We start from the raw sequence: 24,615 nt of genomic DNA, 5'->3' as shown, positions 1-24,615 counted from the left end.
CGACCCTACCGCCGCGTTCCGCATCGCGGAGCGGGTAGGAAACACCACCCCGGTACGGCCGTGGTCGCGCACCGGGTCATCGGCCGCCGGTCAACCGCCCTCCTGGCGCGCGGGGCGGCGCCGTCAGAGCAGGTCGCGCAGCGTGGCGTCGTCGCGGGCCACCACCGCCGCGCCGTCGGCGGTCAGCACGATCGGTCGCTGGATCAGCCTCGGGTGTTCGGCCAGCGCTTCGATCCAGCGGTCCCGGTCGGCGGCGGTCCGCCCCCAGCTCGCCATCCCGAGGTCCGCGGCGATCTGCTCGCCGGTGCGGGTGATGTCCCACGGTTCGGCGCCCAGCCGCCGCAGCACCTCGCGCAGTTCGGCGGCGGTGGGCGGCTGGTCCAGGTACTTCCGCACGGTGTAGTCGACACCCGCCTCGTCCAGGAAGGCCGTGGCGTTGCGGCTCTTGGAGCACCGCGGGTTGTGCCAGATCTCTGCTTGCCCGGAAGTCATGCTCGCAGGGTACCGAGAGCGCTCACCGCGGCGGCTGGCGGATCTCGGACGTCGCACCGCACCGCGCGGCGCGTGCTCCGATACTGGGTGGATGAGTGAGCAAGCGTCGTCCGAAAACCCTTACGGCACACCGACCACCTCCGGTCCCGTACCCATACCGTCGTATCAGGCCCTGATGAACAGGCTCGTGCGGACGCTGTTGCGCGTCCCCGGCCTCTCCGGCGTCGTCGGCAAGCGGCTGATGATCCTGCACGTAGTCGGGCGCAAATCCGGCGCGGTGTACGACGTGCCGCTGGCCTACACCCGGCACGGCGACGCCCTGCTGATCGGCACCGCGCTGCGGCCGTGGGTGAAGAACCTGCGAGCGGGCGATCCCGTGCGGGCCTCGTTCGGCGGCGCGGCGCGCACCTTCGATCCGGTCGTGCACACCGCCGAGGCCGACGTGCTGCGGCTCTACGAGATCATCGCGCGGGACAACAAGCAGAACGCCAAGTTCAACGGCATCGGCTTCACCGCGGACGGTTCGCCCTCGAAGGCCGACATCTACCAGACCTGGCAGCAGGGCGGCGTCGTGGTGGAACTGACGCCGCACTGACCGGCCGGGTCAGCTCGCCCGGACGTAGCCGTCCGCTACCTCGAGCACTTCGTCGACGATCTCCAGGCCGATTCGCAGTTCGTCGGCCGTCGTGGTCAGCGGCGGCGCGATCTGGAAGCGGTTGCCCGCGTTGAACGGCCACAACCCGCGCGCCTTGGCCGCCGCGGTGACCGCGGCCATCGGCTCGGCGTCCGGGCCCGCCGCCGCGAACGGGATCAGCGGTTGTCTGCTGCGCCGGTCGCGAACCAGCTCCAGCGCCCAGAAGAAGCCGAGTCCGCGGACCTCGCCGACGCTCGGATGCCGATCGGCCAGCTCCCGCAATCCTTTTCCGAGCACATCGGCGCCCACCGAGCGCACGTGGTCCAGGATTCCCTCGCGCTCGAACACCGCGATCGAGGCGACGCCCGCCGCGCACGCCAGGGGGTGGCCCGCGTAGGTGAGCCCGCCGGGATACACCACGTGGTCGTAGCGCTGCGCGATCCGCTCCGCCATGAGGACGCCGCCGAGCGGGACGTAGCCGGAGTTCACCCCCTTGGCGAAGGTGATGATGTCCGGCTCCACGCCGAACGCCTGCACCGCGAACCATTCGCCCACCCGGCCGAACCCGACCATCACCTCGTCGGCGATGTAGACGATGCCGAACTCGTCGCACAGCGCGCGCACGCCTGCGAGGTAGCCGGGCGGCGGGACGAGCACGCCGTTGGTGCCGACCACGGTCTCCAGGATCAGCCCCGCGATGTGCTGCGGCCCTTCCAGTTCGATGACCTGCCGCAGGTGCGCCAGCGCGGCGGCCGTCTCTTCCTCCGGATCGCCCGTGCCCCAGGGGGATCGATACGGGTAGGGCCCGAAGAATCGGACGACGTCGACGTTGGTCGGCTCCGCACCCCAGCGGCGCGGTTCGCCCGTCAAGCCGATCGCGACGCCCGTGCCGCCGTGATAGGAGCGGTAGGCCGCGAGCATCTTCGTTCGCCCGGTGTAGCTGCGCGCCAGGCGCACCGCGTGCTCGACGGCTTCCGCACCGCCCGTGGTGAACAGGATCCGGTTCAGTTCGCCGGGAGCCCGCTCGACGATCAGCCGCGCCAGCTCACTGCGCACGTCGTTGGCCACCGTCGGCGAGATGGTCGCCAGCCGCTGCGCCTGGGCGACGATCGCGGCCACGATGTCCGGATGCTGGTGACCGATGTTCACGTTGACCAGCTGAGAGGAGAAGTCGAGGTAGCGCTTGCCGGTGTCGTCCCAGAAGTACGAGCCGAACGCCCCGGTGATCGGCGCGGGATGTAATTCGGCCTGGGCGCTCCAGGGGTAGAAGACGTGGTCGGCCACGTCAGGCACCCCCTTCGGCGGACTGGGTGGCGGTCACGAGAGGGTCGAGACGAGGCAGCACCGATTCACCGTACGCCTGCAAGGTCGCGGTTTTCGCGTCGTGCTGGAGGTAGACGGCGAATTGGTCCACGCCGAGCTCGGCCAGCTCGCGCAACCGGAACAGTTGTTCGTCGGCGGTGCCCAGCAGGCAGAAGCGGTCCACGATGGCGTCGGGCACGAATTCGGCGTGCACGTTTCCCGCGCGTCCGTGCTGGTTGTAGTCGTAGCCCCGCCTGCCATCGACGTAGTCGGTGAGCGCGGCCGGGATATCGCCTTCGGTACCGTATCTCGCCACGATCTCCGCCACGTGATTGCCGACCATCCCGCCGAACCATCGGCACTGTTGCCGCGCGTGCGCCAGCGCCTCGGCCGTCCCGTCGGTGACGTAGGCCGGCGCGGCGACGCATATACGGACCGCTGCCGGATCCCGGCCCGCGCGTTCGGCCGCCGCGCGCACCCGCGCGATGGTCCAGGCCGTGATGTCCGGGTCGGCCAGTTGCAGGATGAATCCGTCCGCGACCGCACCGGTCAGCTCCAGAGCGCGCGGCCCGTAGCCCGCCACCCATACCTCCAGCCGCGAGTCGGCTGCCCACGGCAATCGCACGACGGTATCGCCCACCTGTGCGCTGCGCCCGTTGCCCAGTTCGCGGATCACCTCCACCGATTGCCGCAGCGTGGCCAGGGTGGCCGGTTTCCGGCCCTGCGTGCGCACGGCCGAATCGCCGCGGCCGATGCCGCACACCGTGCGGTTGCCGAACATCTCGTTCAGCGTGGCGAAGCTCGACGCGGTCACCGTCCAGTCCCGGGTGGCCGGATTGGTCACCATCGGACCGACCATGACCTTGCGGGTGGCGGCCAGGATCTGGCTGTAGATGACGTAGGGCTCCTGCCAGAGCAGATGCGAGTCGAAGGTCCAGACGTGGGAGAACCCGTATGTCTCCGCCAGCCTGGCGAGCTCGATCACCCGCGAGGCCGGGGGCGTGCATTGCAGCACCAGACCGATGTCCATGCGGCGCTCTCCGTTCGAGGGTCGGGATGGGGCGTCAGATCAGGTTCTGCGACAGTTCGCGGGCGACGAATCGGCCGTGCCCGGCGGCACCGAGATAGGCGCCGCCGTCGACGATCACCCGGCCGCGGGACAGCACCGTGTCCACGTGTCCGTCGATCTCGAATCCCTCATAGGCCGAATAGTCCATGTTCATGTGGTGGGTCTTGCCGAGACCGATGCTGGTGTGGCCCCGCGGGTCGTAGATCACGATGTCGGCGTCCGCGCCCGGGCTGATCACGCCCTTGCGCGGATACATCCCGAACATCCGGGCGGGCATGGTGCAGCAGACCTCGACCCAGCGTTCCAGCGAGATCCGGCCGGACCGCACGCCCTGGAACATCAGGTCCATCCGGTGCTCGACGCCGCCGATACCGTTGGGAATCTTGCTGAAGTCGCCCAGCCCCCTGTCCTTCTGGTCTTTCATGCAGAACGGGCAGTGGTCGGTGCTGACGGTCGTGACATCACCGGTGCGCAGGTAACGCCACAGCTGCTCCTGATGCCCTTCGGCCTTCGAGCGCAGCGGTGTGGAGCAGACCCATTTGGCGCCCTCGAAACCCGGTGCGCCGAGCTGGTCTTCGAGCGAGAGGTACAGGTACTGCGGGCAGGTCTCGCCGAAGACGTTCCGTCCGGCGCCACGGGCCGCCGCGATCTGCGCCAGCGCCTGCTCGGCCGAGACGTGCACCACGTACAGCGGCACGCCGGTCAGCTCGGCCAGCATGATCGCGCGGTGGGTGGCCTCCGCCTCCAGCTGCCACGGCCTGGTCGTGCCGTGGAAGTACGGCGCGGTGTCCCCGCGCGCGAGTGCCTGCTCGACCAGCACGTCGATGGCGATCCCGTTCTCCGCGTGCATCATCATCAGCGCGCCCAGCTCCGCGGCGGACTGCATGGCGCGCAGGATCCGGCCGTCGTCGGAGTAGAAGACACCCGGGTAGGCCATGAAGAGCTTGAAGCTGGTGACGCCCTCGGCCACCAATTCGCTCATCGCCTTCAACGATTCGTCGTTCACCTCGCCGATGATCTGATGGAAGCCGTAGTCGATCGCGCACTGTCCGGCTGCCTTCCGGTGCCAGGCGGCGAGGGTGTCCTGGACCCGCTCGCCCGGCTTCTGGACCGCGAAGTCGATGATCGTGGTGGTGCCGCCCCACGCGGCGGCGCGGGTACCGGTCTCGAAGGTGTCGGAGGCTTCCGTCCCGCCGAAGGGCATCTGCATGTGGGTGTGGCCGTCCACGCCGCCGGGGATCACGTATCGGCCGGTCGCGTCGAGCACCCGATCGGCCGAGGCGGCGAGGTCCGCGCCCAGTGCGGTGCAGCCGGGCCGCAGGACGGCGGCGACGGTCTCGCCGTCGACGAGCACATCGAGCGGTTGCGAGCCGGTGGCGCAGACCACCGTGCCGCCGTGGATGAAAGTGCGCGCCATCTCGTTCTCCCCGGTCTCAGGGGGCCGTCAGCGGCCCGTAGGCGTCGGGGCGGCGATCGCGGTAGAAGGCCCAGCGGTCGCGCACCACTTTGATCAAGTCCATGTCCAGATCGCGGACGATCAGCTCGGGGTCGAGGTCGGAGGCGACATCGCCCACGAACTTGCCTTCCGGATCGACGAAATAACTGGTGCCGTAGAAATCGTCGTCGCCGTACTCTTCGACGCCGACCCGGTTGATGGCGCCGATGAAGAATTCGTTGGCCACCGCGGCTGCCGGTTGTTCCAGTTTCCAGAGGTAGCCGGACAACCCACGGGAGGTGGCGGACGGGTTGAACACGATCTCGGCGCCCGCGAGGCCGAGCGCGCGCCACCCTTCCGGGAAGTGGCGGTCGTAGCAGATGTAGACGCCCACCTTGCCGACCGCGGTATCGAATACCGGCCAGCCGAGGTTGCCCGGCCGGAAGTAGAACTTCTCCCAGAATCCGTGGACGTGCGGGAGGTGATGCTTGCGGTATTTGCCGAGATAACCGCCGTCGGCGTCGAGCACCGCCGCCGTGTTGTACCGCAGGCCCGGCTGTTCCTGCTCGTAGATGGGCAGGATCAGCACCACGCCCAATTCCCGCGCCAACTCGGCGAACCGCTCGGTCGTCGGACCCGGGACGGATTCGGCGTAATCGTAGAACCGCGCGTCCTGCTGCTGACAGAAATACGGCCCGTAGAACAACTCCTGGAAGCAGATCACCGACGCCCCCTGCGCGGCGGCCCGGCGCGCGTAGCCCTCGTGCGCCTCGATCATCGACTCTTTGTCACCGGTCCAGTTCGTTTGGACCAGCGCCGCTCGAACGATTCCCATGCTTCGTTATACGTCAGCGGGAACAAATTCTGTTGTCCGACAAGTTGCCGGAAACATTTTGTGGCCGATCTGCGGCCAACGCGGTCCGCACGCACCCGGCAATCGAGCCGTACCACCCCACCACGCGAGGGGAGATGGAATGATTCGCGCTGCATCGTCCGGTGCACGATCCCAGCGAAGGAGATTTTCAGCGGTGAGCAGCGAAGTGCAAGCGCGAGAACTCGTCAACGGTCGGCGCGCGGGGCGCCGGGGCCTACCGTGGCGATCGCTGCGGATCCTCGGGGTCCTGGCCGTCGGCGTGGCGCTGGTGGCGTCCACGGCGGGAGTCGTCTCGGCGACCCCGGCACCGGCTCGGGAGCAGGGGCCGACCGGCTGCGGCGCACCGGCCGCGGGACAGCCGAACGGCAAGCAATGGCCCGCCGAACCCGGCATGACCATCGACACCAACGCCGCGTACACGGCGACGCTGGCCACCACGTGCGGCACCGTGACCATCGCCTTGGACGCGGCCCGCGCGCCGCGCACGGTCAACTCGTTCGTGTTCCTGGCCGGTGAGCGGTTCTTCGACCACACGAAGTGCCACCGGATGACCACCGAGGGCATCTTCGTCCTGCAGTGCGGCGACCCGACCGCGACCGGTATGGGCGGCCCCGGCTATTTCTTCCCGGACGAGAACCTGGCGGGTGCCACCTACCCGGCCGGCACGGTCGCCATGGCGAACGCCGGACCCGGCACCAACGGCAGCCAGTTCTTCCTGGTCTACCGCGACGCGCCGCTGCCGCCGAGCTACACCCCGTTCGGGCGGGTCACCGCGGGCATGGAGGTTCTCTCGTCCATCGCCGCCGCGGGCGTGAAGGACGGCTCGGGTGACGGAGCGCCCACCGTCGACGTCGTCCTCGATTCCGTCGCCACCGTGCGCAACTGATCCGACCGGCCACGGTGGCGGCAACGATCGATCGCCGCCACCGTGCGTCGTCAGCCGGTGCGGTCAGGTCGCCCCGGCACGCCGTCGCAGGATCAGCGCCATGACCGGCTCGACGAACCGGCTCGCGATCGGCCCGAGGACCGCCATCAGCAGCACGTAGGTGGTGGCCAGCGCGGCGAATTCGGCGGGTACCGCGCCCGCGGCGACGGCCAGGCCGGCGATGACGATCGAGAACTCGCCGTGCGCGACCAGCGCGGTGCCCGCCCGCGCCCGGCCGAGTCGGCCCGCGCCGGCCCGCTTGGCCGCCCACCATCCGGTGGCGATCTTGGTGACCGTGGTGACCAGCGCCAGCAGGCACGCCCAGCCCAGCACCGGCGGGATGCTCGCCGGGTCGGTGCTCAGGCCGAACAGCACGAAGAACAGCGCGGCGAAAAGATCGCGCAGCGGCTCCAGGATCTTGGTGGCGTTGTGCGCGGTCGAGTCCGAGATCGCGATGCCGAGCAGGAACGCGCCGACCGCCGCGGACACCTGCACCGCGGAGGCCACGCCTGCCACCAGCAGCGCGGAGCCGAGCAGTTTCAGCAGGAAGATCTCCCGGTCCTCGCTGTCGACGATCGCGGAGACGTAGCGGCCGTAGCGCAGCGCGACGACGAGCACGACGGTCACCGCGGCCAACGCGATCGCCAGGGTCTTCAGGCCGGCGAGCAAGCCCATCCCGGCCAGCACCGCCGTCAGCACCGGCAGGTATCCGGCCATCACGAGATCTTCGAACACCAGGATGGACAGCACCACCGGCGTCTCGCGGTTACCGAGCCTGCCCAGATCGTTGAGCACCTTCGCGACGATGCCGGAGGATGAGATGTAGGTCACCCCGGCCATCGCGATGGCGCCGGTGAAACCCCAACCGAGCGCGAACGCGACCAGCACGCCCGGAGTCGCGTTGAGCACGAGGTCCAGCACACCCGCCGCCCACGACCGGCGCATCCCGGTGACCAGCTCCGGGGCGCTGTATTCCAGGCCGAGCAGCAACAGCAGCAGGACGACGCCGATCTCGCTGGCGAGGTGGATGAAGTCGTCGACCTGCCGCAATTCGACCAGGCCACCGGTGCCGAAAACCAGGCCGCCGATCAGGTAGAGCGGGATGGGCGACATGCCGATGCGCGCGGCGATGCGCCCGAGCAGCCCCAGGCCGAAAAATACCGCGCCCAGCTGGATCAGCGCGAGCGCGGTCTCGTGTGCCACCATGCCGCTCAGCCGTCGGACAGGATCTTGGCGGCGGCTTCGAGGCCCGCTACGGTGCCGACGACGACCAGCACGTCACCGGCGATGAAGGCGAAATCCGGTCCCGGTGAGGGAATGGGCTGCCCGCTGCGCACCACGGCGACGATGGACGCCTTCGTCCTGGTGCGCATCTGGGTCTCACCCAGCCTGCGTCCGTCGAAGCGTGAGCGGTCGGAGATGGACATCTGCCGGGTGGTCAGGCCGGTGAACTGGCGATGTTCCTCACGTAGCTGTTCCACCAGCTGAGGCGCGCCGAGCAGGCTGGCAAGCACAGCGGCTTCCTTCCCTGACAGCGGAACCTGTTCGGTCTCGTCGGGGTCATCGGCTTTGCTCACGATGAGGTCCATCGTGCCGTCGCGGTGATCGATCACTCCGATCCGGCGTCGTGTATTGGTCAGCGGAAAATCTTTGCGCACACCGATACCCGGCAGGGGTGTCACCTCAACGTTCACGACTCCACCCTATCGACCTCGGCACGACGCCCGGTGGACAGGTGACCGAATTGTCCGGATCTCTCGGTTGCCGATCCCGCTCCGACCAGGCGAGTTGGACCGCGCTTCACACCCCGTGGTAAGAGAAATGACGTGTCCTGTACATCGCCTCGTGGCCGAGCCGTCGCCTTCCGGTGCGGCGACCACCGCGCAGTGCGAGTCCGGTGACGGTCGCCCGAGCGGTGAACCGGTTGCTCCGGCCAGGTGTGGTCGCCACCGCGGCGGCTGCGCCGCAGATGCCGGCGGGCGGGTACCGGCACGATCTGGATGGCCTGCGCGGCGTGGCGATAGCGCTGGTCGTGGCGTTCCATATCTGGTTCGGCCGAGTCTCCGGGGGCGTGGACGTGTTCCTGGTGCTGTCCGGGTTCTTCTTCACCGGCTCGCTGCTGCGCGGCGTGGAGTCCACCGGTGCGGTCCGCCTCGCGCACACCGCTCGCAGGCTCGCCCGTCGGCTGCTGCCCGCCCTCGTGACGGTGCTGGCGGCAGTGGTCACGGCCACCGTGCTGCTGCGCCCGTTCACCCAGTGGGGCGAGATGGCCGCGCAGACGCTGGCGTCGCTGCTGTACTACCAGAACTGGTATCTGGCACTGTCCTGGTCGGACTACCTCGCCGCCGATCCGTCGGTGAGCCCGCTGCAGCACCTGTGGTCCATGGCGGTGCAGACGCAGTTCTACCTGCTCGCTTTGCTCGGTGTGGCCGCGACGGCGCGCCTGTGCCGACGTTTCGCGGGTCCGGGAGCGCTGCGACCCGTCCTGGCGATCGTCCTCGCCGCGGGCGCGGTGGCCTCGTTCGTCTATGCCGCGCACGGCACCACGGTGCACCAAGGCTGGAACTACTACGACAGTTTCGCCCGCGCCTGGGAACTCCTGGCCGGGGCACTGCTGGCGACCCTCGCGCCTTGGGTGTCGCCGCCCCGCCCAGCGCGGGTCGTGGCGGCCGTCCTCGGTGCGGCCGCCGTGCTCACCTGCGGTTGGCTGGTCGACGGCGCCGACCGGTTCCCTGGCCCGGCGGCGCTGGTGCCGGTAGGCGCGGCGCTGGCGTTGATCGTCGCGGGCAGCAACCTGACCGCCGCCGAGCAACCGCTGCCCAACCGGCTGCTGGGCGCGGCGGCCGCGGTGCGTCTCGGCGAACTGTCCTACGGGTTGTACCTGTGGCACTGGCCGATCTTGATCTTCGTTCTGGCCCGCACCGGAGCCGCGACCGCGGGGTTCGTCGGTGGTCTCGCGGTCGTCGGCGTTTCGCTGGCGCTCGCCGCCCTGACCAACCGATTCGTGGAGCAGCCGCTGCGAATGCGGTCCGACCGATCGGCGCAGCAGACCCTCGTCCGCAGCGTCCACACCGGCCGGTTCATCGCGGCCCTCGGCCTCACGGTGCTCGCGGTCTCGGTCGGTGAGCAGGTCGCGACCAGAGTGAATCCGCCGCGGGCGGTCGCCTTCCTCGACCCGGACCCCTATCCGGGGGCGGAGGCGCTGGCCAACGGTGCGAGCACGCCCGAGGCACCGATGCGTCCCTCCGTGTACGAAGCACCCGCCGACGCCGCTTACCCCTCGCGCGACGGCTGCATCGCCGACTGGGACACCCGCGACGTCATCACCTGCACTTATGGGGATCCCGATGCGGAGCGCACCGTCGCCGTGGCCGGCAGCTCGCACGCCGAACACTGGGTGCCCGCTCTCGACCTGCTCGGCCGCGAGCACGCCTTCCGAGTGCAGGTCTACCTGAAGATGGGTTGCCCGCTGACCGTGGCGGCCGAGCCGATGTACAAGGGAGAGGCGATCCCGGATTGCCGGGACTGGTCGGTGGAGGTGATCGACCGCCTCGGCGTGGCACGCCCGGAGTGGGTCTTCACCACGGCGACCCGTCCGCGTGACGGCGCCGGTGACGAGACCCCGCCCGATTATCTCGACGTCTGGACCCAACTGGCCGACCGTGGACTCAACGTACTCGCCATCCGCGACACCCCCTGGCTGCGCCGCGACGGCGTGCGGTATCGCGCGATCGATTGCCTCGCCCAGCAGGGCGACCGGATCAGCTGCGGTATGCCGCGCGCGGCCGCGCTGGACGTGGTCAATCCGGCGCTGGAATTCGCCGCCTCGTTCCCCAACGTGTTCCCGGTGGACCTGTCGGACGCGCTGTGCGGACCCGAGGTGTGCGCGGTCGCCGAGGGCAACATCCTGATCTACCACGACGAGCACCACCTCACCGCCAGCTATTCGCGGTCGCTGGCACCGGAGCTCGGCAGGCGCCTGTCGCCGATCCTCGGCTGGTGGTGAGGCGGATCAGTTCAGCCGCAGCATGCCCGGCCAGGCCTGCGACCAGGGCGCACGCGGTTGCGCGCAGCGCCAGATGGTGACGCCGCGGGTGATTCCCGGGTATCCGAGCCGGGCGTCGACGCGCCCGATCGCGGCCACTTCGGCGCAGTGTGCGCGCACGTCGGCTTCGCTACCGCCCACCCACAGCACCGTGGTGGCCGTGGCCGGCGGGGTCTCGAAGTAACCGAAACCGCGATTCGGGCTGTACACGGCGGGCAAGCCGTACGCATCGCGATCGAGATCCAGCGCGCTCGCCTGCCAGTAGGAATCGGCGATCACCACGGCCGACGCCTGCTGTGGCTGCGGCAGCGCGCGATAGGCGGCCGTCGTGGCGGCCGCGAGCTCCGGCCAACCGAATTGCCCGTATACCGCGATCGCCAGGCCCGCCTCGGCCTGGGTGTCGACCGGTTCGATGTCCGCCTCCGGACGTAGCGGCAGCGAGAACACCAGCAGTGCCGCGGACAGCGCCAGGGCCGGGACGGTGACGAGCACGCGCGAGCGCCGCGGCTGCTCCGCCCAGCGCACCGCCCCAGCCGCGATCAGCACCGCATAGCAGCCCGCCGCGTAGTACGGACGTCCGTTGGTCGCGATGAAGACGACGACGAGCACCAGCGGCAGCAGTCCGAGAAACCGGTAGGGCCGCCAGTGCTCCGCCCGCAGCAGCGTCCACACCCCGTAGACCAGCAACATGCCGCCGAGCAGACCGGCGCTGGCGAGAGCCAGCGGCAGCCAGGTATAGCGACCGCCGATGATGGCCTGCTCCGCGGCGACCACACCACCCAGACGCAGCTGTGGCCAGCCGCGCGCCGCCTGCCACACCAGGCTGGGCGCGGCGGTCAGCGCGACGATCGCGGCGCCCCACCACAGGGCCGGGCGGCGCAGCAGCTCACGCGGCCCGTAGATCGCCACCCCGATCGCGAGCGCGATCCAGAAGAACGGGATCAACCACTTGACCTGCATATCCAGCGCGGTGACCAGCCCAGCGGCCAGCAGCAGGCCGTCGCGGCGGGTGCGGACCCAGCGCACCACCAGCCAGCTCACCACCACCCACAGCGCCGTGTCGATCGTGTTGGTGGCCAGTATGGTGCCCTGCACCAACAGGAACGGCGAGGTGGCGTAGGCGGCCGCGGTCAACACCTGGGGCACGCGGCCGCCGCCGAACTCCCTGGCGATCTGCGCCGCCACCACCACGGCCGCCACGGTGACCAGCACGGCCGGAAGACGCAGCGCCACCAGCGAATCCGGGGCGAGCAGATCCATCGTCCGCGCGAGCACCGGCAGCAGCGGCCCCTGGTCGGCGTAGCTGACCGCGAGCCTGCGTCCGGCGGCGACGAAATACAGCTCGTCGCCGAAAAATCCGTAACGTCCGATCGAGACCAGCAGCGCCAGCGCGCCCAGCGCCGCCACCGCGCCCACACCGCCGAGGGCGAACGGCGGCAGCGGTTCACCCGAACTCGCTCGCCCCAGGGGCTCATCCCCTACTTCGGTCATCCCCGCCCACCTTCCGCGTCGCCGTGTCGAACAATCTACAAACGCGCCGCGTAAGCGTTCATCGCGAAACCGGCTCCAGTACGGGCACGTCCGGCCGCGCCGTCGATGACGTCCCGGCACCGCCCCGCTCCCCGAACGACGAAAAGGCCGCGTCTCCGGGGAGACGCGGCCCTCGTGTTCCGGGGGAACCCTACAGGTACTGACCGGTGTTCGACTCGGTGTCGATGGCGCGGCTGGCGCTGGCGTTCTTGCCGGTGACCAGCGTGCGGATGTAGACGATCCGCTCGCCCTTCTTACCCGAGATGCGGGCCCAGTCGTCCGGATTCGTGGTGTTGGGCAAGTCCTCGTTCTCGGAGAACTCGTCCACGATCGAATCGTAGAGATGCTGGATGCGCAGGCCGGGGCTGCCGGTGTCGAGCACCGCCTTGATGGCGTACTTCTTGGACCGGTCCACGATGTTCTGGATCATGGCGCCGGAGTTGAAGTCCTTGAAGTACAGGACCTCTTTGTCACCGTTGGCGTAGGTGACCTCCAGGAAGCGGTTGTCCTCGCTCTCGGCGTACATCCGGTCGACGACCCGCTCGATCATGGCGTTGATGCACAGGTTCTTGTCGCCGCCGAACTCCGCCAGATCGTCGTCGTGCAGCGGCAGGTGCTCGGTGAGGTACTTCGAGAAGATGTCCTGTGCCGACTCCGCGTCCGGACGCTCGATCTTGATCTTCACGTCCAGGCGGCCCGGCCGCAGGATCGCCGGGTCGATCATGTCCTCACGGTTGGAGGCGCCGATCACGATGACGTTCTCCAAGCCCTCGACACCATCGATCTCCGACAGCAACTGCGGCACCACCGTGGTCTCCACGTCCGAGGAGACGCCCGAACCGCGGGTACGGAAGATCGAGTCCATCTCGTCGAAGAACACGATCACCGGCGTGCCCTCGGACGCCTTCTCGCGGGCGCGCTGGAAGATGATCCGGATGTGGCGCTCGGTCTCGCCGACGAACTTGTTCAGCAGTTCGGGACCCTTGATGTTCAGGAAGTACGACTTGGCTTCCTTGGCATCCTCACCGCGCGCCTCGGCGATCTTCTTGGCCAGCGAGTTGGCCACCGCCTTGGCGATGAGCGTCTTACCGCAGCCGGGCGGACCGTAGAGCAGCACACCCTTCGGCGGACGCAGCGCGTACTCGCGGAAGAGATCCTTGTGCAGGAACGGCAGCTCCACGGCGTCGCGGATCTGCTCGATCTGCCTGCCGAGACCGCCGATGTCGCTGTAGTCGACGTCGGGCACCTCTTCCAGCACGAGGTCCTCGACCTCGGCCTTGGGGATGCGCTCGAAGGCGAAACCGGCCTTGGTGTCCACCAGGAGCGAGTCGCCCGGCCGCAGCTTGCGGATGGGGGAATCGGGATCGTCCAGGTCGTCCATCTCGGCGACCTTGGCCAGCGGACCGGCCAGCCACACCACGCGCTCCTCGTCGGCATGGCCGACGACCAGGGCGCGACGCCCGTCGTCGAGGATCTCCCGGAGGGTGCCGATCTCGCCGACCGCGTCGTAGTGCCCGGCCTCGACGACCGTGAGCGCCTCGTTGAGGCGGACGGTCTGACCGTACTCGAGCGTCGAGGTCTCGATGTTCGGCGAACACGTCAACCGCATCTTGCGACCCGAAGTGAACACGTCGACCGTCTGATCGTCGTACACACCGATCAGGATGCCGTATCCGCTCGGCGGCTGACCCAGCCGATCGACCTCCTCGCGCAGCGCGACCAGCTGCTGGCGCGCCTCCTTGAGGGTGTCCATCAGCTTCGTGTTGCGAATGGTCAGCGAATCGATGCGGGCTTCCAATTCCCGTGTGCGATCTGGCGAGTCGGCGAGTTGCCTTCGGAGTGCAGCCGCCTCGGCGCGTACCGCCTCGAGCTCTCTCCAGGCCGCCGAATCCGAATTCTCGATGGGGCTCATGTGCTGCTCCTCCCAGTCCCGGTCTATCAACGCTACCGGGCGCGACCCGTTCTCGCTTTCCGACATGGTTTCTTCGTGATCACATCTGGGCCGCGATCGGCGGCCGGGTATCCATGTTAGCCTGCCCTAACCCGACCCTGGCGAGCCCGCTCGCCGACCGAGCCGAAAGGTTGCCGACCATGCTCCTTCCCGCCAGAACCCTGCGCATTTCCCTTGCCACCGCCGCGGCGGCGCTGGCCTTGTCCGGCGCATTGGCGGCGTGCGGCTCCGACGACGACTCCACCAGCGCGGCAGCCTCGGCCACCACCAGCGCCGCCGCCTCGGATACCCACAGTCACGGCGACCATGCGACCGGCGCGCCGACCGCCGAGACCTTGCAGTCGGTGCTGGTCAAGCTCGCCGATCCCAAGGTACCCACCCCGGAGAAGTCCAAGCTGGTCGTCAACGGTGACAAGCGCACCGCGAACATCGACCAGATGAACGCGGGCCTGCAGGGCTACACGCTCACCTTCACCGTCACCGACGTCACCACGCAGGGCGACACCGCGAACGCCCAGGTGGCCATCACCTCCCCGCACGGCGCGGCGCCCGCCATGCCGCTGACCTGGGAGAAGGTCGACGGCACCTGGAAGCTGTCGGACGCCAGCGGCTGCCTGCTGTTCGGTCTCGCCCAGGCGCCCTGCGTCCCCGCCTGAGCCCGGCGCACGGCTCGCCGGGAGTTCCCGCGCCGTCGCCCGCCCCGGCCGCACTCAGCCCTTCGATGGCCTGCGCTGCGGTTTGGGCGTGACGGTGCCCTCGGCGAGCCTGCGGGCGCTGACCAGGAAGGCGGTGTGGCCCTGCATACGGTGTTCCGGGCGCACGGCCAGGCCGACCACATGCCACGGCCGCACCAGCGACTCCCAGGAGCGCGGCTCGGTCCAGCACTCCTGCTCGCGCAGCGCTTCGACCACCTTGGACAGCTGGGTGACGGTGGCCACATAGACGATCAGCACGCCGCCAGGCACGAGCGCCTTGGACACCGCGGGTAGCGCGTCCCACGGCGCGAGCATGTCCAGCACCGCGCGGTCGACCGGCTCTCCGGCGTAGTCGGCCACATCGCCGACGGTCAGCGACCAGTTGGCCGGTCGCTCGCCGAAGAACGTCTCCACGTTGCGTACCGCGTGCTCGGCGTGATCGGCACGGATCTCATAGGACACCACCTGCCCCTGCGGCCCCACCGCGCGCAGCAGCGAGCAGGTGAGCGCACCGGACCCCGCCCCCGCTTCGAGCACGCGCGCGCCGGGGAACATGTCACCCTCGTGCACGATCTGGGCGGCGTCCTTCGGGTAGATCACCGCGGCGCCGCGCGGCATGGACAGCACGTAGTCGATCAGCAGCGGACGCAGCGCGAGGTACGGCGTGCCGTTGGTGGAGTGCACCACGCTGCCCTCGTCCGCGCCGATCAGGCTGTCGTGCTTGATCCCGCCGCGATGCGTGTGGAACTCCTTCCCCGGCTCCAAGACCACCGTGTACAGGCGCCCTTTGGCATCGGTCAGCTGCACCCGGTCACCGACGGTGAATGGCCCGGTCCGTCTGGCCGTCATGAATCTCCGTTTCGCTGGTTGGAATCCGTGCTGTCGAGCACCGGCGTGTCGGTGCCGCGGGATAGCCTGCCAGGTATGTGCTCGCCCGTGTCCACGCCCCCTGCCGACGACGCGCGGACGTCCGAGCCCGACGCGACGCCGAGCCGCGCCCGGCCCGCGCTGTCACCTTCCCGGGCAATGGATTTCAAGCAGTGTCCGCTGAAATACCGTTTCCGGGCGATCGATCGGATACCCGAGCAGCCCTCGGTGCACGCCGTGCGCGGCACGGTGGTGCACGCGGTGCTGGAGGACCTCTACGGCCTGCCCGCGGCCGAGCGGGTGCCCGAGCGCGCCGAGGCCCTGGCGCCGTCGGCGTTGGCGCGGGTGCGCGCCGAGCGGCCGGAGGTCGCGGAACTGATCACCGACGAGCGGGTCGACGCGTTCCTCGGCGAGGTGCGCGCACTGGTGCGCCGCTACTACAAGCTGGAGGATCCCACCCGGTTCGAGCCGGAGTCGCGCGAGGCCCGGGTGGAGGTCGAACTCGCCGACGGCGCACTGCTGCGCGGCTTCGTCGACCGCATCGATGTCGCGCCCTCGGGCGCCCTGCGCGTCGTGGACTACAAGACGGGCCGGGCCCCGGGGCCGACGCAAGAGACCAAGGCGCTGTTCCAGCTGAAGTTCTACGCGCTCGTGGTACTGCGCACCCGCGGCCTCGTACCTGCCCAGCTACGGCTGCTCTACCTGGCCGAGGAGCAGATCCTCACCTACGCCCCCGACGAGCAGGAACTGCTGCGCTTCGAACGCACCCTCTCGGCGCTGTGGGCGGCCATCCTCGAGGCCGGCCGCACCGGCGAGTTCCAGCCGAACCCCGGCTGGCTGTGCTCGTACTGCGACTACAAGCCGCTGTGCCCGGCCTTCGGCGGCACGCCGCCGCCCTACCCCGGCTGGCCGACCGGCGGCGTGACCGAGTCCCCGGACGAGATCCTGGCCGAAGCGGTGTCCGACTGACCGAACGCCCGGCATTCGTCACCGCGTCCCCTTCGGAGGACGATCGAGCGGGACGATCAGCAGTTCCTTGTCCCCGGCCACGCGGAGCTGAAGTCCGGCCGTGCCGTCGATGACGTCCTTCCTCGCGACGGTGCGCTGGTCATGCCTCAGACGGTGAAATCGCGGAACAGCAACACCGAAAGCCCCAGACCCACAGCGAGATTCACCACCGCCGCGGACCCGAACACCACGACCGGTCGCCACCCCGCTTCGCGCAGTCCGCGCAGCGAGAACTCCAACCCGATGGAGACGAAGGCGAAGATCAGGAACCAGGTGCGCAGATCGTTGACGATCGCGATGTGCGCCGCGCCCGACTTCTTGTTCACCGCCTGCAGGTACAGCGTCCCGATGACCGACGCGGCGACGAAGCCGAGCACGAACTTCGGGAACCGCTCCCAGAACTGGCGCGCCGACGGCCGCACCGCCCCCGGCGTCCGCTCGACGCGCAGGGTGAAGTACGCGGTCAGCGCGATCGCGACGACACCGATCAGGGCATTCTGCGTGGTCTTTACGATGGTGGCGATTTGCAGCGCCTGCTCCCCCGCGATGGCGCCCGAGGCAGCTACCGCCGCCGTGGTGTCGATATTGCCGCCGATCCAGGCGCCAGCGACCGCGTCGGGCAACCCGAACACCTCCGCCAGCCAGGGCAGCAGGAAGATCGAGGGCAGCGCGAAGACGATCACCAGCGAGGCCGCGTAGGCGATCTGCTCGCGCCGCGCCTGAACCGCGCCCGCCGCGGCGATGGCCGCGCTGACGCCGCAAATCGATACCGCGGAGGACAGCAGCGCGCGCAGCTTGTCGTCCAGGCCGAGCTGTCCGCCCAGCCACCAGGTGAAGCCGAACACGGCCGTGATCAGCAGGAGCGCTTGCAGGATCGATGGCCCCGCCGCGGTGACCAGGATCTTCAGATTGATCGACGCGCCGAGCAGCACCACGCCGGTCTTGATGAAGAACTCGGTACGGAAACCCGCCGAAAGCCGGTCGCGCAGGGCGAGCCGGGTGAGCACGAAATTGCCGATCAAGCCCAGCGCGATGGCGTACACCGGGTATTCGATCGACTTGGCCACCCGCTGGAAGGGAGTATCGACTGCCCACCGGGGTACGTGCGTCTCGAAGTAGCGCGTCAGGGCGCCGAGCACGATCACGACCGCGATACCGGCCGCGATGGTCCCCGCGGTCGGCCGTGACACCGCCTGCACCGCTGCGGTTTCCGACGACCGAACCGCACCGGGCACCGACCGCGCACCAGCTTCGTGGTCCGCCGGAGCCTTCGCTTCCTTCGCCGCTTCGGCGCCGGTCTCGGCCATCACGGCACCAGCCAGTCGGGAATCACGCCGAGCAGGACCAGCGCGATCAGGATCAGCCCGGCGATCGCCGCCAGCCAGTCCTCGTTCCAGGTGAATGTGCTGCCCGACTGCTCCTCGGGTGGTGACTGTGACACGGGGGGCTCCTTGCGTTTCCTCATCGAGAGGCCGCACGGTAGCAACACACGGTCACAGCGCACACCGATTGCGCTCAGCCTGAGCGGATCAGGCGAATCGGACGAATCTCGCGTTCAGAATGCGCGGCAGGAGCGAATGTCGGTGGCCAGGATCGCTTTCGCGCCCAGATCGGCCAGCTGGTCCATCAGCTCGTTGCTCTGCTTGCGTGGAACCAGCGCACGCACGGCCACCCAGCCGGTGTCGGCCAGCGGCGCCACGGTGGGCGACTCCAGACCCGGGGTGATGACGAACGCCGCGTCGAGCAGGTCCTTCGGGCAGTCGTAGTCCAGCATGACGTACTGCTGGGCGAAGACAACGCCCTGGACCCGGGCGACGAGCTGGTTGCGCGCCCGATCGCCCCGGTCGGCGTCCGTGCGTTCGACGAGCACGCCCTCGGAGTCGCACAGCGATTCACCGAACGCCACCAGATTGTGCTGACGCAGCGTGCGCCCCGAGCCGACGACGTCGGCGATGGCGTCGGCGACGCCGAGCTGGATGGAAATTTCCACCGCGCCGTCCAGCCGGATCACCTCGGCCTCGATGCCGCGGCGGCGCAGATCGTTCAGCACCAGGTTCGGGTAGGAGGTGGCGATGCGCTTGTCGTGGAGGTCCTCGACCTTCCACTCCCGCCCGGCCGGCGCGGCATAGCGGAAGGTGGAGCGGCCGAACCCGAGAGCGAGGCGTTCCTGGACCGGCGCGCCGGAATCCAGCGCGAGGTCACGCCCGGTGATGCCCAGGTCGAGCTCGCCGGAACCGACGTAGATCGCGATGTCCTTGGGCCGCAGAAAGAAGAATTCCACCTGGTTGGCCGGGTCCAGAACGGTCAGGTCACGCGAATCGGTGCGCTTGCGGTAACCGGCTTCGGAGAGGATCGAGACCGCGGATTCGGACAGAGCGCCTTTGTTGGGGACTGCGACGCGCAGCATGGGAGGGAGTCCTTTCGGGAGGAGAGACGGGGTGTCGGACGGCCGTCACAGATGTCGGTACACGTCTTCGAGCTTCAACCCGCGCCCCACCATCAGCACCTGCACCCAATACAGCAGCTGGGAGATCTCCTCGGCGAGCGACTCGTCGCTCTCGTGTTCGGCGGCCAGCCACACCTCGCCCGCCTCCTCGAGCACCTTCTTACCCTGGGTGTGCACGCCCGCGTCCAGCGCGGCAACGGTTCCGGACCCCTCGGGGCGGTTGACCGCACGATCCTGCAGCTCGGCGAACAGGGTTTCGAAGTTCTTCACGATGAGCCATTGTTTCAGACCCCGATGCGGGTCCGTTGCTCCGGCCCACGATGGCCGGGAACGCCGGCCGCCCGGCTCCCCCGCCCGGCCAGGGGCGGAAGAACCGGGCGGTAAGGGCCTAGTTCCCGGCGAGCAACGCCTGCAGGTCGGCGACCGCCGTGCGGAGGTGGTCGGCGAAGGCGTGCATCTGGTCGGCCACCGGCTTCGGCGTGGCGAGGTAGAGGTTCCAGCGGTCCGGCAGCAGGACATAGGCGATACCGATGCACCGGGAGCTGGTGGAACCGAAACCGAAGTAGCGGATGTTCACCGACGGCGCCGAGCTGGTGCTCAGGTAGTCGTCGCGCATGATCGTCCAGCCGGGGCTGTCGTAGAGCGGGATCGGCTCGGTGACGCCGAGTTCCGCACCGCGACGGCGCTGGATCCACTGCAGCTCCCACAGGTGCTGCTCGGGTGCGTCCCCGGCCTGGCACTGCTTGGCCCGTTCCACGTGTGCGGCCGCCGCCGTCCGGGCCGCGGCGAGCTTCGCCTCGGCGCCCGCGGCCGGGTCCTGCATCGTGTCCACGAAGGCGACCATCTCCGGGGTGATCACCCGCATGGCCTCGGTGCGGCCGTTGCGGTACTGCCTGGTCGCGATGGACTCGTAGGTGGCGCCGGTGAGCCCCTTGCTGCGCCGGTGGGCCAGCTGGTAGCTCAGCTGCGCGAACGCGTCCGGCGAGATGCCCAGCTGCTTGGCCTTGGTGGTGCCGAAGTCCGGGAACGACACCGTCTGGGTGGCGTTCTCCGCGGCGTACCGGGCGAAGTCGGCGCCCGCGGCGGCGATATCGCCGCGCTGGGCCGCGTCCAGCACGAACTCGATCGGCTCGACCGCGGGCAGCCCCTGTGCCTGCGCGCCGGAGCGCGTGGCGTGTTCGGGCACCGAAGTCTCCAGCAGGGTGTCCACGAACGACAGGATGGTGGTGCCGTCGAGCCCGCAGTGCTCCACGTTGATGCCCGCCTGCCCGTCGGCGAAGACGATGAACGACACCGACTTGTCGAACCACCGGTTGGCGCTGTCGCCGTGCAGCAGCTGATCGCAGGCGTGCAGTTCGTCGCGCGGAGCGAAGTCCTCGAGACAGACGGCGAACAGCGCGGTCTCGATCGCGTCCAGCGCCGCGGCGTTCGCGGGCTCGGCCAGCAGCCGCTGCCTGCTGTCCGCCCACTCCGCGCGGGCCTTGGTGGTGAGATGCCCGACGGCGGAGTCGGTGGGGGTGGCGCGGGCGCCCGCCTTCAGCACGGCGCGCAGCCCGTCGGCGAGATCCTCCGGCGAGTGCGGCGCCCCGTCCGCACCGATCACGTCCATCCGGAACGGGCTGCCCCGGAAGAACACCACGATGTGCCGGGCCTGCGAGGGGCCCGGCCATTCCGCGCTGTAGGGCACCCGCACGGTGTCCTGCTCGACGCCGGGGATCCTGGTCTCGGAGAACAGGTACTTGTTCTGCCACATCGACAGCTTCTGCCCGCGCTGGGTCACCGCGGGGACGGCCTCCTGGTCGAGGGCCAGCTTGTAGTCCACGGCGGCGGAGATGATGCCCGCCGCGCGGTCCACCTGAGTGGCGGCGGTGGAGGCCGCCAGGACCGTGTCGTCCCGGAACAGGAAGAAGAAATTCGCGTTCAGGGCGATGCGGTCACGCCTGCCCAGGTACCGCGACGGCCAGAACAGGTCCAGCCAGCTGCCCACACCGGGCGTCGCGTCATACTCCGCGAGAGCCGCGTGCAGCGTTCGGCCCGGTCCGTCCGGTCGCAGCAGGTCCTCGACCGCCGCCCGGGTGGCGGCGAGTTCGTCGGCGGTCAGCAGCGGCTGGCACCACTGCAGGAATCGGCCACAGCTGTCCTCCAGCGTCGGCAGGGGCACCCGGGGTAGGTGGTCGTCGGCGGCGAAGGTGCGTTCGGTCAATGCGAATCCTCGGTGTCGGCGTGATGTTTCGGCAGCGGCCTGGATACGTACAGGTTGGCATACAGCCACCCCTGGTCTTCCCGGCCGGTGGTGTCGATCCCGTTGGCGGACAGGGCGTTCAGCACCTGCGCCTGCTCGGCCGCTGAGGCGAACCTGCGCTGCTCGTACAACCCCGGCGCCTGCTCGGTCCGGTAGCCGAGCGCGGCGAGTTCCGCCTCGATCGGTGCGAAGTCGAACATGCGCAATACGAAGTGTGCCATCCACGGCCGCCTGCGCGGGTGCGCGGTGGCCACGCGAGTCAAGGTCTTCTCGGTGACGTAGCCGATACAGCCGGTCGAGACGACCAGATCGGCGGTCGCCAGCAGGGCGCGCTGCGCGTCGTTCGGTTCGCCGGACTCCAGGTCGGCGTGCACCACGTCGTGCAGCAGTCCGGCCTCGTGCGCGTAGTCGAGGGCGGGGCGGGCGGCGTCCATACCGAGGAAGCGGACGTCCTCGGCCGCGGTCCGCGCCGCGACGCGGGCCCGGTCGCGCCGGATCAGACCGGCTCGATCGAGGTCGGCGACGGCGTAGTGCTCGGACAGTTCGCCGATCGTGGTGTCGAAACGCAGCAGCGCGGCGTTCACGCCATAGGAGCAGCCGATGTCGAGCACGGTCGGCACGGCCACCCGGGCGGAGGCGCGGAACTCCCGGATCTGCTGTTGGAAGAACGGTTTGGCCAGTTCCGGAATGCGGTAGTCCAGATCGGACATGCGCGCGTAGTAGGCGCGCGGATCGGGGCGGTCGTAGATATCGTCGAAAGACGCTTTCCCGGTCGTGTGTAACGGCACTGGCACTGTCGGTCCTCTCGGGTCGAGCGCGGTCAGTCGAGCCGTTCGGCTCAGTCGAGCAGTCGATCGCCCCGGACAGCGTCGGCCGCGGCGGCTAGATGATCGGGGAGCACGCGGCCGAACAACTGCCGGGTACGTTCCACCGTGCCGACCATCCCGGGTCGATCGGTATAGGCGAAGATGGCCGAATGGCGCTGGCGTGCACCGGCGACGGGTGAGACGCGATGCAGCGAGAAGCGACCCTGGAACAACTGCAGGTCGCCCGGACGCAATTCGAGCCGCTGGACGAAACGCTCGCCGGTGCCGGTCAGCACGGAGCGGACGTCCTCGAGGTGTTCCGCCTGGGGTGTGCGGATGTTGGGGCAGTACTCGAAGACGCCACCGTCCTCGGCGGGCTGGGTCAGCATGGAGACGGTGAATTCGTTGGTGTCGAAATGCCAGGGATGCGACATACCCGGCGCGACGACGTTGAGGCAGAGTCCGGCGAGGGGATCGGCGAACTCGTGCAGTTCGGACAGGCCGAAGCAGTCCGCGACGAACCGCTGGAACAGTTCGTCGGTGTAGATGCGGTGGATCAGCGCGTCGGCGGGGATGCGGTCGCGGGGCACGAACGCGTTGCCCCGCTCCAGCACGATCCGGCCCGGATGGTCCTCCGGCAGTTCGGCGTCCAGCGGAATGTTGTAGGCGTTGACCCGCTCGACCTCGTAGTGCGCGTGCGGGGCCATCAGCTCCCCCTGCGCCCGCAGGGTCTCGGTCAGCTCCGGGCGGATGAACCCGCGCAGCACGGTGCAACCGGTGTCGGCCAGGTCCGCACGGGCGCGCCGAACCGCCTCCCGCAGCGCCGGCCCTTCCGGATCCGTCAAGGGATACCGTGCGGAATCTACGATCTCGTCGAGTACGCCCAACGCTGCCATGGCGTCATTTTGGTGGAGCACTCGCCGACACGCCCGGGATTCGGCGAGATTGCCGGTGATCACGGTCACACCTACTATCTGCGCGCACTCCCGTTGCGGCACAGTAACTCTCGGTGTACGGGAGTCGGGAGTGTCGCGTACCGCGCCCGCCCGAACGGCTCAACCACGCACGCGCACAGCGTGTTCGAGGTCCGCGACGGTGAGCCCGATCAGCGAGTCCCGGAACACCCGGCCCGGCGCGGGCGGAACCGGGATCTCACACGGGACCACCACCAGCGCGCAGCCCGCGGCCTGCGCCGCACGCGCGCCGGTGGGCGAGTCCTCCACGGCCACACAGTGTTCCGGATCGAGCCCGAGCAGCTCTGCGGCCCGTAGGTAGACGTCCGGCTCCGGCTTGCCCTGCGCCACCTCGTCACCGCAGACCGAGACATCGAACAAGTCACGACCAAGGGTGTCGAGCCCGAACTCCGTGAGCGACCGCTTGGTATTGGTGACGAGCGCGCTGGACAGACCGGCGGCGCGGACCATGGCCAGCGCGTCCTTGGCACCCGGCCGCCACGGGATCGGGCCCGTCATCAGCTCGGTCACCCTGCGTTCCAGGAACTCCCCCGCCGCCCGCAGCGAATCCGGGGCAGGCTCGATGCCCAAGCCGGTGAACATGATCCGCAGGGCGTTCGGACCCGACGCCCCGATCAGCGCGTGCCGGATCTCGTCGGTCATCTCGTGTCCGTGCCCGCGTGCCAGTTCGCGCACCGCGACGTCCCAGAGCTTCTCCGAGTCCAGCAGCGTGCCGTCCATGTCCCAGAGCACTCCGGCCAGTCGTGCTGTCACGTTCGGTACGTCTCCTCGATCTCGTCTCTGTCATGGGGTCATCCGCCACCCCGCCCGGCAGAACCGTACCGCCGGTCGAAGCTCGCACAGCCCGCGCGGCCGGATGAGTGGACCCAGCCCGCGCCGCTCCACGCCGGACGGAGCAAGGCCGAGTCACCACACTTCGGCGCGGTCACACCAAAGTGGTACCCGCGGTCACCACCGAGCCGCGCTGAGGCCGGCCCCCCTAGGTGCCCGATGCGGCGATCTGCAGCTTGGCATTGTCGCCGACGACCTCGACCCATCGGTTCTCGGAGGTCGTGGTGCCGTTCTTCAGGTTATAGGTCAGCGCGACAATTGCCCGGTTCGCACCGTTCTGCGTGACCGAGCCCACGCTCACCGAGCGAATCGTGCCCCAGAAGTTGACGTAGGAGTCGTAACCGGTCTTCGCCTGGTATCCAGGGGCCAGCTGGGACCAAGCGCCGGACACGTTGGTGGGCAGCATGCCGTAGTAGCCCTGGATGAACGAGGCGATTCGGTCGGGCGTCGGCGGCCCGGACGGGGTGGTCGTGGCGGTGGGGCCGGTGG

23 protein-coding genes and 1 pseudogene are annotated in these 24,615 nt (G+C 69.2%); 5 read left to right on the top strand and 19 right to left on the bottom strand.

Features of this window, described 5'->3' with window-relative positions; all coding sequences use genetic code 11:
* Positions 1–123 precede the first annotated feature (123 nt).
* Entirely contained in the window at positions 124–492 is a 369-nt protein-coding gene (locus HOV91_RS17675; RefSeq protein WP_174186502.1) for an arsenate reductase family protein, read from the bottom strand.
* Positions 493–583: 91 nt separating this feature from the next.
* Between HOV91_RS17675 and HOV91_RS17670 the strand changes: the two genes are divergently transcribed.
* Positions 584–1,087: a nitroreductase/quinone reductase family protein gene (locus tag HOV91_RS17670; protein ID WP_174186501.1), complete on the top strand. Its 504-nt coding sequence runs from the start codon at positions 584–586 to the stop codon at positions 1,085–1,087.
* A 9-nt stretch (positions 1,088–1,096) separates the two neighbouring features.
* Here the strand turns inward: HOV91_RS17670 and HOV91_RS17665 are convergent, their stop codons facing one another.
* From HOV91_RS17665 to HOV91_RS17650, 4 genes are read right to left on the bottom strand one after another with little or no spacing between them, the layout of a single operon-like run.
* On the bottom strand, positions 1,097–2,419 hold the full coding sequence (locus HOV91_RS17665) for an aspartate aminotransferase family protein (RefSeq protein WP_438822676.1): 1,323 nt from the start codon (positions 2,417–2,419) through the stop codon (positions 1,097–1,099).
* On the bottom strand, positions 2,412–3,458 hold the full coding sequence (locus tag HOV91_RS17660) for a TIGR03842 family LLM class F420-dependent oxidoreductase (RefSeq protein ID WP_174186499.1): 1,047 nt from the start codon (positions 3,456–3,458) through the stop codon (positions 2,412–2,414). The genes HOV91_RS17665 and HOV91_RS17660 overlap by 8 nt, the downstream gene beginning before the upstream one ends.
* A 34-nt stretch (positions 3,459–3,492) precedes the next feature.
* Positions 3,493–4,914, bottom strand: coding sequence for a dihydropyrimidinase (gene hydA / locus HOV91_RS17655; RefSeq protein ID WP_174186498.1), 1,422 nt, complete (start codon positions 4,912–4,914; stop codon positions 3,493–3,495).
* A gap of 16 nt (positions 4,915–4,930) precedes the next feature.
* Positions 4,931–5,767: a nitrilase-related carbon-nitrogen hydrolase gene (locus tag HOV91_RS17650; RefSeq protein WP_174186497.1), complete on the bottom strand. Its 837-nt coding sequence runs from the start codon at positions 5,765–5,767 to the stop codon at positions 4,931–4,933.
* A gap of 193 nt (positions 5,768–5,960) precedes the next feature.
* Here HOV91_RS17650 and HOV91_RS17645 point away from each other — a divergent pair, with 193 nt between their 5' ends.
* Complete coding sequence (locus tag HOV91_RS17645; RefSeq protein ID WP_312884668.1) at positions 5,961–6,692, top strand: peptidylprolyl isomerase; 732 nt, start codon at positions 5,961–5,963, stop codon at positions 6,690–6,692.
* 63 nt (positions 6,693–6,755) lie between these two features.
* Here HOV91_RS17645 and HOV91_RS17640 read toward each other — a convergent pair whose 3' ends face one another.
* Positions 6,756–7,937 (bottom strand): cation:proton antiporter, encoded by a 1,182-nt coding sequence (locus HOV91_RS17640; protein WP_174186495.1) that lies wholly within the window; start codon positions 7,935–7,937, stop codon positions 6,756–6,758.
* A gap of 5 nt (positions 7,938–7,942) precedes the next feature.
* Positions 7,943–8,425: a cation:proton antiporter regulatory subunit gene (locus tag HOV91_RS17635; RefSeq protein ID WP_174186494.1), complete on the bottom strand. Its 483-nt coding sequence runs from the start codon at positions 8,423–8,425 to the stop codon at positions 7,943–7,945.
* Positions 8,426–8,700: 275 nt separating this feature from the next.
* On the opposite strand from HOV91_RS17635, the gene HOV91_RS17630 reads away from it, so the two are divergent.
* On the top strand, positions 8,701–10,737 hold the full coding sequence (locus tag HOV91_RS17630) for an acyltransferase family protein (protein WP_174186548.1): 2,037 nt from the start codon (positions 8,701–8,703) through the stop codon (positions 10,735–10,737).
* A gap of 6 nt (positions 10,738–10,743) precedes the next feature.
* On the opposite strand, the gene HOV91_RS17625 is transcribed toward HOV91_RS17630, so the two are convergent.
* Both HOV91_RS17625 and arc read right to left on the bottom strand, forming a co-directional pair.
* Positions 10,744–12,267 carry an ArnT family glycosyltransferase gene (locus tag HOV91_RS17625; protein ID WP_174186493.1) on the bottom strand — a complete coding sequence of 508 codons (1,524 nt, stop codon included), beginning with the start codon at positions 12,265–12,267 and terminating at the stop codon, positions 10,744–10,746.
* Between the two features lie 190 nt (positions 12,268–12,457).
* Entirely contained in the window at positions 12,458–14,218 is a 1,761-nt protein-coding gene (gene arc, locus HOV91_RS17620; RefSeq protein WP_043726468.1) for a proteasome ATPase, read from the bottom strand.
* Between the two features lie 179 nt (positions 14,219–14,397).
* On the opposite strand from arc, the gene HOV91_RS17615 reads away from it, so the two are divergent.
* Positions 14,398–14,913 carry a WKL family lipoprotein gene (locus HOV91_RS17615; protein ID WP_174186492.1) on the top strand — a complete coding sequence of 172 codons (516 nt, stop codon included), beginning with the start codon at positions 14,398–14,400 and terminating at the stop codon, positions 14,911–14,913.
* A gap of 54 nt (positions 14,914–14,967) precedes the next feature.
* Here the strand turns inward: HOV91_RS17615 and HOV91_RS17610 are convergent, their stop codons facing one another.
* Positions 14,968–15,801, bottom strand: coding sequence for a tRNA (adenine-N1)-methyltransferase (locus HOV91_RS17610; RefSeq protein ID WP_174186491.1), 834 nt, complete (start codon positions 15,799–15,801; stop codon positions 14,968–14,970).
* A gap of 75 nt (positions 15,802–15,876) precedes the next feature.
* On the opposite strand from HOV91_RS17610, the gene HOV91_RS17605 reads away from it, so the two are divergent.
* The gene (locus HOV91_RS17605) at positions 15,877–16,788 is read left to right on the top strand and encodes a RecB family exonuclease (RefSeq protein ID WP_174186490.1); all 912 of its coding nucleotides are present in this window, start codon (positions 15,877–15,879) and stop codon (positions 16,786–16,788) included.
* 146 nt (positions 16,789–16,934) lie between these two features.
* Here the strand turns inward: HOV91_RS17605 and HOV91_RS17600 are convergent, their stop codons facing one another.
* The 9 genes and pseudogenes from HOV91_RS17600 to HOV91_RS17565 all read right to left on the bottom strand — a co-directional run.
* Positions 16,935–18,134: a YeiH family protein gene (locus HOV91_RS17600; RefSeq protein ID WP_246350328.1), complete on the bottom strand. Its 1,200-nt coding sequence runs from the start codon at positions 18,132–18,134 to the stop codon at positions 16,935–16,937.
* Positions 18,134–18,268, bottom strand: coding sequence for a hypothetical protein (locus tag HOV91_RS40525; protein WP_255218394.1), 135 nt, complete (start codon positions 18,266–18,268; stop codon positions 18,134–18,136). The genes HOV91_RS17600 and HOV91_RS40525 overlap by 1 nt, the downstream gene beginning before the upstream one ends.
* A gap of 114 nt (positions 18,269–18,382) precedes the next feature.
* Positions 18,383–19,234 carry an ATP phosphoribosyltransferase gene (gene hisG / locus HOV91_RS17595; protein WP_174186489.1) on the bottom strand — a complete coding sequence of 284 codons (852 nt, stop codon included), beginning with the start codon at positions 19,232–19,234 and terminating at the stop codon, positions 18,383–18,385.
* Positions 19,235–19,279: 45 nt separating this feature from the next.
* On the bottom strand, positions 19,280–19,561 hold the full coding sequence (locus HOV91_RS17590; RefSeq protein ID WP_174186546.1) for a phosphoribosyl-ATP diphosphatase: 282 nt from the start codon (positions 19,559–19,561) through the stop codon (positions 19,280–19,282).
* Between the two features lie 100 nt (positions 19,562–19,661).
* A complete protein-coding gene (locus HOV91_RS17585) occupies positions 19,662–21,476 on the bottom strand; it encodes a choline/carnitine O-acyltransferase (RefSeq protein WP_174186488.1) in 1,815 nt (604 codons plus the stop codon).
* Complete coding sequence (locus HOV91_RS17580) at positions 21,473–22,309, bottom strand: class I SAM-dependent methyltransferase (RefSeq protein WP_174186487.1); 837 nt, start codon at positions 22,307–22,309, stop codon at positions 21,473–21,475. Before HOV91_RS17580 ends, HOV91_RS17585 begins: the two co-directional genes overlap by 4 nt.
* A 44-nt stretch (positions 22,310–22,353) precedes the next feature.
* Entirely contained in the window at positions 22,354–23,217 is an 864-nt protein-coding gene (locus HOV91_RS17575) for a HalD/BesD family halogenase (RefSeq protein WP_174186486.1), read from the bottom strand.
* Between the two features lie 159 nt (positions 23,218–23,376).
* Complete coding sequence (locus tag HOV91_RS17570; protein WP_369009321.1) at positions 23,377–24,048, bottom strand: HAD family hydrolase; 672 nt, start codon at positions 24,046–24,048, stop codon at positions 23,377–23,379.
* Between the two features lie 226 nt (positions 24,049–24,274).
* Positions 24,275–24,615, bottom strand: a pseudogene (locus tag HOV91_RS17565) (serine/threonine protein kinase); the annotation flags it as partial.

The organism is Nocardia barduliensis (assembly GCF_013315795.1).
Taxonomy (GTDB): Bacteria; Actinomycetota; Actinomycetes; order Mycobacteriales; family Mycobacteriaceae; genus Nocardia; species Nocardia barduliensis.
This window is presented reverse-complemented; position numbering and strand designations above follow the sequence as displayed.

What these genes read in the sequence shown, in the direction of transcription:
- HOV91_RS17675 (WP_174186502.1), bottom strand. Translation starts at nt 492, where the DNA reads ATGACTTCCGGGCAAGCAGAGATCTGGCACAACCCGCGGTGCTCCAAG.
- HOV91_RS17670 (WP_174186501.1), top strand. Translation starts at nt 584, where the DNA reads ATGAGTGAGCAAGCGTCGTCCGAAAACCCTTACGGCACACCGACCACC.
- HOV91_RS17660 (WP_174186499.1), bottom strand. Translation starts at nt 3,458, where the DNA reads ATGGACATCGGTCTGGTGCTGCAATGCACGCCCCCGGCCTCGCGGGTG.
- hydA (WP_174186498.1), bottom strand. Translation starts at nt 4,914, where the DNA reads ATGGCGCGCACTTTCATCCACGGCGGCACGGTGGTCTGCGCCACCGGC.
- HOV91_RS17650 (WP_174186497.1), bottom strand. Translation starts at nt 5,767, where the DNA reads ATGGGAATCGTTCGAGCGGCGCTGGTCCAAACGAACTGGACCGGTGAC.
- HOV91_RS17640 (WP_174186495.1), bottom strand. Translation starts at nt 7,937, where the DNA reads ATGGTGGCACACGAGACCGCGCTCGCGCTGATCCAGCTGGGCGCGGTA.
- HOV91_RS17630 (WP_174186548.1), top strand. Translation starts at nt 8,701, where the DNA reads ATGCCGGCGGGCGGGTACCGGCACGATCTGGATGGCCTGCGCGGCGTG.
- HOV91_RS17625 (WP_174186493.1), bottom strand. Translation starts at nt 12,267, where the DNA reads ATGACCGAAGTAGGGGATGAGCCCCTGGGGCGAGCGAGTTCGGGTGAA.
- arc (WP_043726468.1), bottom strand. Translation starts at nt 14,218, where the DNA reads ATGAGCCCCATCGAGAATTCGGATTCGGCGGCCTGGAGAGAGCTCGAG.
- HOV91_RS17615 (WP_174186492.1), top strand. Translation starts at nt 14,398, where the DNA reads ATGCTCCTTCCCGCCAGAACCCTGCGCATTTCCCTTGCCACCGCCGCG.
- HOV91_RS17610 (WP_174186491.1), bottom strand. Translation starts at nt 15,801, where the DNA reads ATGACGGCCAGACGGACCGGGCCATTCACCGTCGGTGACCGGGTGCAG.
- HOV91_RS17605 (WP_174186490.1), top strand. Translation starts at nt 15,877, where the DNA reads ATGTGCTCGCCCGTGTCCACGCCCCCTGCCGACGACGCGCGGACGTCC.
- HOV91_RS17600 (WP_246350328.1), bottom strand. Translation starts at nt 18,134, where the DNA reads ATGGCCGAGACCGGCGCCGAAGCGGCGAAGGAAGCGAAGGCTCCGGCG.
- hisG (WP_174186489.1), bottom strand. Translation starts at nt 19,234, where the DNA reads ATGCTGCGCGTCGCAGTCCCCAACAAAGGCGCTCTGTCCGAATCCGCG.
- HOV91_RS17575 (WP_174186486.1), bottom strand. Translation starts at nt 23,217, where the DNA reads ATGGCAGCGTTGGGCGTACTCGACGAGATCGTAGATTCCGCACGGTAT.